The 12,802-nt window shown below is 41.0% G+C and carries 10 protein-coding genes and 1 tRNA gene; all 11 read left to right on the top strand.

Going from position 1 to position 12,802, the window contains the following annotated elements; all coding sequences use genetic code 11:
• Positions 1 to 24: 24 nt before the first annotated feature.
• The 11 genes from J8M00_RS20295 to J8M00_RS20245 all read left to right on the top strand — a co-directional run bounded on the left by J8M00_RS20295 (position 25) and on the right by J8M00_RS20245 (position 12,770).
• Positions 25 to 115, top strand: a tRNA-Ser gene (locus tag J8M00_RS20295).
• A gap of 169 nt (positions 116 to 284) precedes the next feature.
• Positions 285 to 647 (top strand): hypothetical protein, encoded by a 363-nt coding sequence (locus tag J8M00_RS20290; RefSeq protein WP_247687482.1) that lies wholly within the window; start codon positions 285 to 287, stop codon positions 645 to 647.
• A gap of 136 nt (positions 648 to 783) precedes the next feature.
• A complete protein-coding gene (locus tag J8M00_RS20285) occupies positions 784 to 1,242 on the top strand; it encodes a GAF domain-containing protein (RefSeq protein WP_211012307.1) in 459 nt (152 codons plus the stop codon).
• 1 nt (position 1,243) lies between these two features.
• The gene (locus J8M00_RS20280) at positions 1,244 to 1,522 is read left to right on the top strand and encodes a hypothetical protein (protein ID WP_023399409.1); all 279 of its coding nucleotides are present in this window, start codon (positions 1,244 to 1,246) and stop codon (positions 1,520 to 1,522) included.
• Between the two features lie 12 nt (positions 1,523 to 1,534).
• The gene (gene proQ / locus J8M00_RS20275; RefSeq protein WP_023399410.1) at positions 1,535 to 2,185 is read left to right on the top strand and encodes an RNA chaperone ProQ; all 651 of its coding nucleotides are present in this window, start codon (positions 1,535 to 1,537) and stop codon (positions 2,183 to 2,185) included.
• A gap of 10 nt (positions 2,186 to 2,195) precedes the next feature.
• Positions 2,196 to 4,235 (top strand): carboxy terminal-processing peptidase, encoded by a 2,040-nt coding sequence (prc, locus tag J8M00_RS20270; protein ID WP_211012306.1) that lies wholly within the window; start codon positions 2,196 to 2,198, stop codon positions 4,233 to 4,235.
• 295 nt (positions 4,236 to 4,530) lie between these two features.
• Positions 4,531 to 5,979: a Na+/H+ antiporter NhaC gene (gene nhaC / locus J8M00_RS20265; protein ID WP_211012305.1), complete on the top strand. Its 1,449-nt coding sequence runs from the start codon at positions 4,531 to 4,533 to the stop codon at positions 5,977 to 5,979.
• Between the two features lie 246 nt (positions 5,980 to 6,225).
• Positions 6,226 to 8,811: an aminopeptidase N gene (pepN, locus tag J8M00_RS20260; protein WP_211012304.1), complete on the top strand. Its 2,586-nt coding sequence runs from the start codon at positions 6,226 to 6,228 to the stop codon at positions 8,809 to 8,811.
• 3 nt (positions 8,812 to 8,814) lie between these two features.
• Positions 8,815 to 9,036: a DUF2835 family protein gene (locus J8M00_RS20255; protein WP_023399414.1), complete on the top strand. Its 222-nt coding sequence runs from the start codon at positions 8,815 to 8,817 to the stop codon at positions 9,034 to 9,036.
• A gap of 237 nt (positions 9,037 to 9,273) precedes the next feature.
• On the top strand, positions 9,274 to 11,391 hold the full coding sequence (locus J8M00_RS20250; protein ID WP_211012303.1) for a DUF1302 domain-containing protein: 2,118 nt from the start codon (positions 9,274 to 9,276) through the stop codon (positions 11,389 to 11,391).
• Between the two features lie 11 nt (positions 11,392 to 11,402).
• Positions 11,403 to 12,770 carry a DUF1329 domain-containing protein gene (locus tag J8M00_RS20245; RefSeq protein ID WP_211012302.1) on the top strand — a complete coding sequence of 456 codons (1,368 nt, stop codon included), beginning with the start codon at positions 11,403 to 11,405 and terminating at the stop codon, positions 12,768 to 12,770.
• Positions 12,771 to 12,802 lie beyond the last annotated feature (32 nt).

Below are 12,802 nucleotides of genomic sequence, written 5' to 3'. Positions count from 1 at the left end.
GACAACATGATGCTTTACAAATATGGAGAGATGGCTGAGTGGTTGAAAGCACCGGTCTTGAAAACCGGCATACGTTAATAGCGTATCTAGGGTTCAAATCCCTATCTCTCCGCCATATTGAGCCCAAGCTAATTTTTAGCTTGGGCTTTTTTATTCATTACTTACCTTAATTTTAAATTATGTGAAGCTGCTTTGGATTTGGAAAATGAGACTAATGTAGCATTGATGCGATTGGACTAAAGTCAAAGACTTAATCTCTAACATAGTTTATTAAGGTGTTTGTGATGAAAAAAGTGGCCACTGCAATCGGCATTTCAATGCTTTCTCCACTTATTGTCGGTAGTTTACTAGGTATATATTTCTATATTACTACAGGGCAAGGACAGCTATTCATTCAGTTGTTGACGACGGCCATATCCAATGGTCACATTGTGGGCTTGGCTATGGCGTTGTGCGTGTTACCTGTTTACTTGTTTTTATATAAGCGAAACAAATTAACCTATTCTGCTCTGACAACAGTGGCAATGTTGGGAGGTACCGTATTGACTTTGTTACTTTCCGTGTCGGGGGGACCGATATTGATAGCTAATGCGGTGATGTGTGCGTTGGCGTCTGCGTTATTTTTATACAGCTTAAGAAAGCAATGATAATTGTGCTGTGTGCAAAATGAACAGTTGGTGTTGTATTGACGACAAATTGGTACTTTTTCCTCGTAAAAGGTTTCATTTGTGTGCGTGAAAGAGTACCTTTACTGTTTATATGTAAGAATGTTCAGTACCAACAATGCAAAAGCAAAAATTTTATGAGTTGTTAAATCAACAGGCAAAGGGACTCATTGATGGGGAGCGAAACCATATCGCAAATATGGCTAACTTGAGTGCCTTGCTCTTCACTAATATGGAAGACATTAACTGGTCCGGTTTTTATTTGATGGATGGCGATAATGAACTTGTTTTAGGTCCATTCCAAGGCAACCCTGCATGTATTCGAATTCCTGTTGGTAAAGGCGTTTGCGGCACCGCAGTATCAGAAGCAAAAACACAGTTAATTGAAGATGTGCACACTTTCGAAGGGCACATTGCATGCGACGCTGCATCCAATTCAGAAATAGTGATACCAGTGTATAAGCAAGGTAAAGTTTTTGCGGTATTGGACATTGATAGTCCTAGTTTGGCAAGATTTGATGAACAAGATAGACTGGGATTAGAAGCGTTAGTTAAAAGCTTCGAGGAAACACTTTAAAATGAAAGATATGCTTAATGTACAAGACTACTTGTTTTCCAACTTTGATGTTGGCGACTGGGAAGGTGATGAAGAGCAAGTTGCAGAAACGCTTAATGAACTCATTCACTTTGCTTGGGAGAGATTACCCGAAGATCTTGGAAGTGAGCAAATTGATCAAATTATAAATGGTATTTGGGAACATCTTCGCGGTGATATGGCATTAATTGAAACCGACTTAGATGAACTCTTAGACTGGGTTACACACTATATTAATTCATCATTAGATGAAAATATTTAAATAGGTTTAGACATGGAAACCACAAACAAGCTAAAAGATATTAATGAGGTATTGGAGTTTTTATACTCAGAATTTCCTCAGTGTTTTAAACAAAAGGATGGTATTAAACCACTCAAAGTCGGGATCTTCAAAGATATCGCTGAGAAGATTGAAGGCTCTGATAAAGTTAGTAAAACGCAAGTTAGGCAAGCTCTGAGAAAGTACACATCTAGCTGGCGCTATTTAGAAGCCGTAACTAAAAATGAATTTCGTGTTGACTTAGAAGGCGGCCAGGCTGAAAAAGTAGAACAAGAGCACGTTGAACATGCACAAAAAGCACTAGAAGAAAGCCGTGCCAAGATGGCTAAACGTAAGAAGCCACAAAGACCTCGAAACGACGGTGACACAAAATCTTACAAATCAAAAGGGCAAGGCCAGCCACGCCATGCTAATAAAAAGCCTAGAGTTAATAAGAAACCTGCACAGCAACAGCAGCGCAGAAGTTCAGGAAAAGTTGAACCTCTTCCTGCAAATGAGGTCAAGGTTAATAATAAAGTTAAAGTTAAACTTGGCCAAGCACTAGTAAATGCGACGATTACGGAAGTCAATAAAGACGAAGTACACGTTGAGCTTGTTACTGGTATGCAGGTTAAGACCAAGGCCGAAAGCCTATTTATTCTATAAGGAGTAGTGTATGAGTAAAAATTTACCACTCATTGGGGCAGTTGCACTGTTTGTTTCAAGCACATGTTTGGCAGCAAATAGCGTTGTAACAGAAAATGATATACCAGTGCTTAAGCCAGAATTACAGCACGCAACAGCTACGAAGAGAGTGACAAGTAAATTTACTCGTGACCACTACAAACGTTTTAAGCTCAACGAAACATTGTCTGAAGAGATTTTTGACCGATATGTAGAAACACTGGACTACAATAAGTCTATTTTTCTTCAGTCTGACGTAGATGCTTTTAAACAATATAAAGCAAAGTTTGATGAAGCACTGATGAGTGGTAAGTTGGACTTTGCTTTTGAAATGTTCAACGTGAGCATGCAAAGACGTTTTGAACGTTTTGAATACGCCATTTCTTTGTTAGACAAAGAGATGAAGTTTGATACCCCTGATGCATTTTACTATGACCGCGAAGAGGCGAAATTTGCCAAAGACCAAGCGGAGTTGAACGAGTTCTGGCGTCAAAGAGTAAAATCTGATGCTTTGCGTTTAAAGCTCACAGGTAAAGACTGGGAAGGTATCAAAGAAATTTTAACTAAGCGCTACAAAAATGCTCAAAAGCGATTAGTACAAACAAATAATGAAGACGCCTATCAGATCGTCATGAACGCTTTCGCTCGTAGTGTTGAGGCGCACACATCTTATCTTTCGCCGCGCAGAGCGGAACAGTTTAAGATGGATATGGACCTTGAGCTCGAAGGGATTGGTGCTGTCTTAGGTTATGATGAAGACTACACAATTATCCGAAGCCTAGTACCTGGCGGGCCAGCGGATAAATCTGAAAAAATTAAAGCTGACGATAAAATCATCGGTGTTGCCCAAGATGGTGAAGAATTTGTCGATGTCATTGGGTGGCGACTAGATGATGTTGTTGACCTTATTAAAGGGCCAAAAGGCACTAAAGTGAGATTGCAGTACCTGAAGGGCAGTGACTCCCACGGAACGCCTAAAGTTGTTGAAATAACCCGTGATAAAATACGACTTGAAGATCGCGCAGCGAAGTCGTCTGTATTTGAAGCACAATATTCAGATCTAACAAGCAAAATTGGCGTTATCGAGATCCCAAGCTTCTATAACAACCTGTCAGAAGATGTGTTAAAAGAAATTAAATCTCTTAAAGCACAAAAAGTCGATGGTATTGTGATAGACCTGAGACAAAATGGTGGTGGATCTTTATACGAGGCGAAGAAGCTTTCGGGGTTATTTATTGATAAAGGACCGATTGTCCAAATCCATACAGCGAACAACCGTATTGACGTGCAACAAGACCAAGATGGAAAAACCTATTACGAAGGGCCTATGACTGTGCTGGTTGATAGATACAGCGCGTCTGCGTCAGAGATATTTGCTGCGGCAATGCAAGATTATGGCCGTGCTGTCGTGATAGGTGAACAAACGTTTGGTAAAGGCACGGTGCAGCAGCACAGGGGTCTAAGAAAAACTTACGATCTGTTTGAAAACCCACTTGGTAGCATTACCTATACGATTGCGAAGTTCTACCGTATTAACGGTGGGAGCACGCAAAACAAAGGCGTGATCCCTGATATTTTACTCCCTTCATTTATCGAACCAGAAGAGTGGGGAGAAAGCCAAGAAGACAATGCACTTCCTTGGGATAGTATTGCAAGAGCTAAATATAAAACGATTGATGACTTAACGTCTGTTATTGGTCATTTAAATGACAAGCATAACAAGCGTATTGCGAAAGAACCTGAGTTTTCCTATGTGTTCGACGATATTAAACGTTATAAAGAGCAGGAAACTGAAGTCTCAATTTCGCTTGTAGAGTCTGAGCGTAAAAAAGAGCGTGAAGAAAGAGATCAAAGAGCGCTGGTTCGTACAAACGAAAGATTAAAGCGTTTAGGGATGGAAGCGATTGAAAAGCTGGATGATGTACCAGATGTGATATCAGATATGGATCCGTATCTCGAAGAAGCAGCGCTTATTACGCAAGATATGATTAATTACGGCAGGCTTGTGAAAAACGATATAAAGTCTAGTTAATAAGACACTCCAAATGAAAAAGGCGCAATAGCGCCTTTTTTCGTTACTCCTGCTTGCAAATTTGTTATTATCGTCAGCCGCAACAAGACAACATGAGACGATGTTTATCAATCCGTATTGATAATTGGCACAATCAATCAACGAGAAATTTAAACCTTCATATTAAGCAATATGCTTTTATTGAAAGTTGAATACTCGTTTATTAATAATTATTAAACCGGATTGGTAAAGTAGAGTAATAACTACTCGGTCAAATAATAATACGCACCGCAATGAGTGCGAGGGGTACATAAATTTGAAACAACCAAAATCGGCATCAGCTTGGGATGCTTTTATACCAATTATCGTTTTAGTCAGTTTATTAGGTGCTGCTGTTTATTTGTATGGTGATAATTCATCATCAGGTCCAAACCAAATCGCACTATTATTTGCGACTTTTACAGCTGCACTTATTGGACTAAAAAATGGCTTTACCTGGAAAACGCTTGAAGAAGCGATGATTAAGGGTATCACTATTTCTCTAGGCGCGATATTGATCTTGCTCATGGTAGGAGCTCTAATCGGTACTTGGCTACTATCAGGTACGGTTCCAACGCTTATCTATTACGGACTGCAAATAATTAACCCTGCTTGGTTCTATGCGGCCAGTTGCTTAATATGTGGCATCGTTGCAATGAGTATAGGTAGTTCTTGGACGACAGCTGCAACAATCGGTGTTGCGCTTTTGGGGGTGGCTAATGGGCTTGGGTTAGACCCCGTTGTTACCGCAGGAGCTGTCATTTCCGGAGCATATTTTGGTGACAAACTAAGCCCGCTTTCTGAAACCACGAACCTAGCACCAGCGGTCGCAGGCAGTGACCTTTTTGACCATATTCAACACATGTTATGGACTACAGTTCCAAGCTTTGTCATTGCGCTCATTATCTTTATCATTATGGGCTTTAATGCTGATGTCGCGAGTGATGCAAATAAAATAGACGCTATTAGTGCTATTTTACAAAGTAACTTTAACATCAATATCTTTATGTTGGTTCCTTTGGTTATTCTATTGGCTCTGGCAGTTAAAAAAATGCCAGCGTTTCCTGCCATTTCAATTGGTGCTGTCGTTGGTGCTGTTTGGGCTATCTTATTTCAAGGAGATTTGATTGCGAGCCAGATTGATACGAGTCAAGGAGAGATAGTAGGGCAATTTAAACTGATTTGGGCTACTTTCTTTGATGGCTTTAGTGTCCAAACTGGGGATGCAAAAATGGATGACCTTTTAAGTGGTGGCGGCATGTCTAGTATGCTGACGACGACTTGGTTAATAATGACTGCACTTATGTTTGGTGCCATCATGGAAAAAACAGGCCTTCTAGAAGTGTTTGTACGTAGCATCCTTCGTATTGCAAAAAGTACGGGTTCTCTTATCGCGTCTACTATCGCGACATGTTTTGGTACTAACTTAGTTGCTGCCGATCAGTACATTGCCATTGTGGTGCCTGGTAGAATGTTCAAAGAAGAATATAAACGCCGTGGATTGCAAAGCGTCAACCTGTCAAGAACGCTTGAAGATGGCGGAACAATTACCAGTCCACTTATTCCATGGAATACCTGCGGTGCTTACATGCAAAGCGTCCTATTAATCAACCCACTTGATTACGCTGTGTATGCATTTTTCAATCTAATAAATCCACTGCTAGCAATTGTTTATGGTTACCTCGGAGTTAAAGTTTTAAAGCTCAAACCAAGAGAGCAAGAATAAAAACAACCGGCCTCACACAAGTGGGGCCTTTTTATTGTTTTAACAACGATATTACTCGTCTAAACTTACTGAAAGGCTACATTTCACTAATTTAATATTATAAAATCCTGTCCAATAGATAATGAGCGCTCTAAACGGGCGATAAACTTACGCGTAATTAGATATTGGCATTTAATAGACAAGCAGATATTGGCCACAGGGCATTGTTTATATTATCTGGCCAACTAATGCGATGAAGGAATTTAAATGACGCAGAAACCGCAAGCTAAACTTTTAGCAGATTACCAGCCACCTAGTCACCAAGTTGAGCACCTTGATCTGACTTTTCATCTATCACCTAAGCAAACAAGAGTCATAGCCAAGTACAGTTTATGCGCAAATAGCGAGCAGTCTTATGTTGAATTAGATGGTATTGACTTGAAGCTTATCTCTCTAAAAGTGAACGGTCAGCCTCACGCTCAATACACTCTGTTGGTTGACGGTATCAAAATAGATTCGGTACCTGCTTCATTTGATCTTGAAATAGAAACAGAAATAGCGCCTGAACTAAATACTTCTCTAGAGGGGTTATACCTCTCTGACGGTGCATACTGTACGCAATGTGAAGCAGAAGGTTTTAGAAAGATCACATACTTCTTTGACAGACCAGACGTACTTGCGACCTATCGAGTTACCGTAATTGGCAGTAAAGATTTTCCATTTTTGCTATCCAATGGAAATCAAGTTGACTCGGGCACTATTGGGGATGACAAACACTTTGTGACATGGGAAGACCCATTTAAAAAGCCATCATACTTGTTTGCTTTAGTCGCGGGAGACTTTGACAAGCTAGAAGACAAGTTTGTCACAAAGAGTGGAAAAGAAGTGAAATTACAGCTCTTTGTTGATAAAGGAAACCTTTCTAAAGCACCACACGCAATGACATCACTACAAAAGTCAATGAAGTGGGATGAAGAGCGTTTTAATTTAGAGTATGACCTTGATATCTATATGATTGTTGCGGTTGATTTTTTCAATATGGGAGCAATGGAGAATAAAGGCCTGAATGTATTCAACAGCGCTTGTGTCTTAGCGAATCAGGAAACTGCAACGGATAGAGACTATCACGTCATTGAATCAATTGTTGGGCACGAGTACTTCCACAACTGGACAGGCAACCGAGTCACATGTCGAGATTGGTTTCAGTTGAGCCTAAAAGAGGGCTTAACAGTTTTTAGAGATCAGGAATTTAGCAGCGATTTGGGGTCAAGAGCACTTAACCGAATTGACGCGGTCAATGCAATGAGGACGCACCAATTTGCCGAAGATGCTGGACCCATGGCACACCCAATACGTCCAGAGAAAGTAATTGAAATGAATAACTTTTACACTGTGACAGTTTACAATAAAGGTGCTGAAGTGATCCGTATGATGCACACGTTATTGGGAGAGCAGGGCTTTCAGCAAGGCATGAGTCTGTATTTTGAGCGACACGATGGTCAAGCGGTCACTTGCGATGATTTTGTTAATGCAATGGCTGATGCGACGAATACAAATTTAAATCAGTTCAAGCTTTGGTATCAACAATTTGGTACGCCTACTTTAAACGTGTCGACAAAATTCCAACCAGAGTCAAAAACTTATGAAATTGAGCTAACACAAACACATGCTAAAAATGACCCGGTCACTGCGCCTTTACATATTCCAGTGGCAATAGAGCTGCTGGATGGGCAAGGGCAGGCAATTGAGTTAAATAAGGCTGACTTAAAACAGGGCCGTGTTCTTGAGTTAACGCAAGCCAATCAGACTTTCATTTTTGAGAACATTGAAGCAGAGCCGATACCTGTGCTACTTGAGGACTTTTCTGCACCGTGTTTACTAAAATATGATTACTCTTTGTCGCAGCTTAGCCACATTGCCAAATATGCGTCTAGTTACTATGCAAGGTGGGAAGCAATGCAAATTTTGTTTACTCATCAAATACGTTCGTATGTAGAAAGCACAGAACCAACACAGTCTATGACTGAGGAGCTTGCGTCAGTATTAGTTAGTATGTTTGAGAACAAGCCGGCAGATCTAGCTATTCTTGCTGAGTACATTTCAGTGCCTAACTTCGATACTTTATCTGGAGGGTACGACGTTGTGCCTGTAGATGCGCTGTGCAATGCAATAGCACTTCTTGAGCAGCAGGTTGCTCAACTGCTCGAAAAGCATCTTGTGGCATTTTATACCAGCACACATGACAGCGGTGGGTTAAGTTCTAAAGATGTGGCAATACGTGCACTTAAGAATAAATGCCTTTACTATTTGGCATTAACTCAATTTGATGTGACAAGCCATCTGATTGAGCAGGCTAGCTCGACAAACATGACAACTAAATTAGGGGCGTTAAAAAGTGCTTTAAATGCGCAGCACACACTATCAACAAAGCTAATGGAAGAGTTTGATGCGCAGTGGAGTCACGACCTACTTGTGATGGATAAATGGTTTGCATTGCAGGCCACCAACCAGTCTGACAAGTGTATAGATGTTGTGTTGTCACTTTATTCCCACCCTTGTTTTGATAAATCAAATCCAAATAGAGTTCGCTCTTTAGTTGGTTCTTTTGCCAGATCAAACCCAAAGCAGTTCCACAGAGCTGATGGCAGAGGCTATGAACTCTTAGCTGATTTAATTGCAGAGTTAAACGAACTCAACCCACAAAATGCTTCACGAATAATCACGCCGCTATTGTCATATAAAAGGTTTGACCAAAACCGACAGGACAAAATGCGTACCCAATTGGAGCGTTTAGCTGCAATTTCTGACTTAAGTGATGATTTATTTGAGAAAATAGATAGAGCCTTAAACTGATTGATGCAAGAATATTACTTTTTTTTAAGACTTACTTACGAGCAATGTTTAGCCTATTACGAAGGTGACATTGAATATATACAGGTTGTGGAAGATGGCGGGAAGCGAATTCGCTTCCCTGCGACACATATAAGACGGTTTGTATCGAGCATTGGTGTTAGTGGTCGATTTAGATTGCAACTTGACGATAGTAATCGATTTATAGCCCTTGAAAAGGTGACTTGATCGGCAAAAAGGCTTTCAGAGATAAAGTATTTTTGTTAATTCGGTTTGTTTTAAACTTAAATTACGTGTTATAACTATTCTGGTAAGACGTCTTACCAAGGTTAAAAGACGGGCTAAAAAGTTAAAAATGCACCGAACGAACGCGTAAAATTTGTAATTTTCGATTTTCGCTTCTATCGTTACGACAACAAAAAACAATAACTTGATTAGATTTACCCGCCATAAGGGGGAGAAATAATGATAAAAAAAGCGCGCTTTACTAAGAACAAGATTATGCTTGGGCTTGGAGCAGCCATTTTTGGAAGTGTTGGCATGCATGCGCACGCCGCGAATTTCCAGGTCGGTGATTTTGAAATAACGTTCGATTCGACGTTTTCATATGGTCAGAGCATCAGGGTAGAAGATAGAGACTTTGGTCATATTGGTAAGAGTAACCATCCAAGGTTTGATTGGACTGGTTATAATGCCTCTACAGGCAACACTTTATACTCTTCTTCTCAAGTTTGGAGTCAGCCTGGTGCATACTCCAACAATGGTGATGCGGGTAATTTAAATTTTGACTCTGGCGATACTTTCTCGCAATTGCTCAAAGGAACCCATGAGTTTGCTATAACTAAAGACAACTACGGTTTCTTCTCTCGCTTCATGTATTTTTATGACTTTGCGATGGAAGACGGCGATTTCGCATATCGCAACCCTGTGTCAGGCCAGCAGGTAGATCCTTGTGCCGATGACGACACGAAAGAGCAAGTTTGTTCGGATGCGCGTCTACTGGATGCATTTGTTTGGGCTGATTTCGATTTAAATGACGGTAATAACCCACTATCAATTCGCTTAGGCCAACAGGTTATTAACTGGGGTGAAAGTACGTTAATTTCACACGGTATAAACGTTAACCCAGTTGATATAGATCGACTTAAAGCACCTGGTTCAGAGCTAAAAGAGGCGTTTATCCCTGTAGGTATGCTTTGGGCCTCGTTGGGTATTACAGAGAACATTACGCTAGAAGCTTTTTATCAGTATGAATGGCATGAAACGCGCCTGCCTGCGACAGGGAGCTATTTCTCAACAAATGATTTTGCCTCTGCAAATGGTTACGGTCAAAACGTGCAACTTGGTTTTACGTCAAACCCGGATATTGACTTACACCACCTAACTGAAGCATTAAACTCTCTTCAGGCAAATTGGGTTGGTGCACTAGCTGCACAAGGTTTGGATGTTACTGACCAGAGTGTGTTAAACAGCGCAGAAGCGCGACAAATGCTGTCTTCTATGTATCTTGCATACCCAACACGTGTTGCCCTGAAAGGCAAAGGTAATGCAGGTAAAACAGACGCGGACGATAGTGGTCAATTTGGTATTCGCTTAGGTATGTTTGTGCCTGAGTTAAATGATACAGAGATTGCGCTTTATCATATCAATTACCACAGCCGTAGGCCTCTGATTTCAGGTAAAGCTTCTAACTTTACCACTGGCGCAATCATGCAGGACCTTGAGTATATTCAAGGCAATAAGATCACTGAGGACAACATTACTAACCTGAATGCCTTCACTCAGGCTGTGATTGTCTATCCTGAAGATATCAAACTCTATGGTCTGAGCTTTAATACGGCGATTGGCGAAACAGCTTTCTCAGGTGAATTTGCGTACCGCCAAGATGAGCCGCTACAAATTGATGATGTAGAACTTCTTTATGCTGGTATGGTAGAGCAGTTAGCTGCTGCGGGAATTAGAGATGACTTCAGAGGTTTTTCTCAGCTGAGTCAAGGTGACGCAACCGCTTATGTTAAGCCTGGTGAAGTTGCTCAAGGTTACGTACTAAAAGATACCATGCAACTTCAATTTACCGCGACGCATTTATTTGGCCCATCATTAGGCGCTGATAGCTGGGCAGTGGTTGGTGAAGTCGGTGCGGTTACCATTAAAGACATGCCAGCTTACGACGAGCTGCGTCTAAATGTAGCAGGCACGGGCCGAAGTGGCACAATTGAAGGGGTAGAAGGCCGTAACTACGATTTAATTCACCAAGCTGTATCAAATGGTCCAGAAGTAAATCCATTCCCAACAGCTTCTTCTTGGGGTTACCGTCTCATTGCAAAAGGTGAGTATAACAACCTTTTCTCTGGCGTAAACTTTTCACCAAGAGTTGTATTTTCACATGACGTGAATGGTACGACACCAGATCCTATGTTCTTGTTTGTTGAAGATAGAAAGTCAATGGGTCTAAACCTTAACTTTAGTTATCAAAATGCGTGGTCATTTGATTTAGGGTACAACACTTTCTGGGGCGGTGGCGCAACAAATACGTTCTCAGACCGTGACTTTGTATCATTTAATATTAAGTATTCAATTTAAGGGCTTTCGATATGTTTAGAAAACCTACACTACTCGCAGCATCAATAATGACAATAATGGCTGCTCCGATTGCACTAGCGAAAATGACACCAGAAGAAGTCGCTCGTTTAGGCAAAGATTTATCTCCAATTGGTGCAGAAGTCGCCGGTAACGCAGATGGCACGATCCCATCGTGGACAGGCGGAATTACTAAGCCACCAGCTAACTTTAAACCAGGTATGCACCATCCAGACCCATATGCTGATGATAAAGTTTTGTTTACTATTGATAAGAGTAACCTTGATAAATACAAGGATAACTTGAGCCCTGGGCAAATTGCTCTGTTTGAAACATACCCAGATACATTCAAAATGAATGTTTATCAGACGCGACGCAGTGCTGCATATCCGCAATTTGTTTACGATGCGACCAAGAAGTACGCATCAACAGCAGAGTTAATTGAAGGCGGCAATGGTATTAAAAACACCGCAATTGGCATTCCTTTCCCTATCCCTGAAAATGGATTAGAAGCAATTTGGAACCACCTGTTAAGATACCGTGGTCTGTCAATCGCTCGTAATGGTGGTCAGGCAATGCCAACGGCTTCTGGTTCATACAACATTATTGGTTTTGATGAAAAATTATTAGTAAAGTACTCAGATCCAAGTGCAACGCCAGAAGAGCTGCAAAAGTCTAACGTACTATTTAAGTTTAAGCAGAAAGTAACAGAACCAGCTCGACTAGCTGGTACGGCGCTACTAGTTCATGAAACAATGGACCAAATTTTGACGCCGCGTCAAGCTTGGACCTATAACACGGGACAGCGTCGTGTTCGTCGTGCGCCAAATGTTGCATATGATGCACCGGGAACAGCTTCTGATAGCTTACGTACAACAGATGACTTCGATATGTTCAATGGTTCACCAAACCGTTACAACTGGACATTAAAAGGGAAAAAAGAGATGTACATTCCGTACAACAGCTATAAGCTGCACAGTGACTCTCTTAAGTATGAAGACATTTTGAAAGCCGGTCATATCAACCCTGAACATGTTCGCTACGAAAAGCACCGTGTATGGGTTGTCGAGGCAAACCTCAAAGAAGGCACACGTCACATTTATAAAAAGCGTGTTTTCTTTATCGATGAAGATAGCTGGCAGATTCATGTAGCTGATCTGTACGATAATCGTGACCAAATGTATCGCGTAGCGATGGCACACGGTATCAATTACTACGATGTACCAACTCACTGGAGTACACTTGACGTTTATCACGATTTAAACTCTCGTCGTTATCTAGCCATAGGTTTAGACAACGAAGAAAAAATGTATGATTTTACGCAGTCTTTCCAAGACAATGAGTTTACTCAAAGCGCACTTCGTCGAGAGGGAAGACGTTAATATTACGTCTTCTAGGATCAAGTAATTGGTCT

This window comes from Pseudoalteromonas luteoviolacea (genome assembly GCF_018100925.1).
In the GTDB taxonomy this organism is placed as follows: Bacteria; Pseudomonadota; Gammaproteobacteria; order Enterobacterales; family Alteromonadaceae; genus Pseudoalteromonas; species Pseudoalteromonas obscura.
Note: the sequence above shows the minus strand (reverse complement) of the source record. Positions and strands in the feature narration are given on the sequence as shown.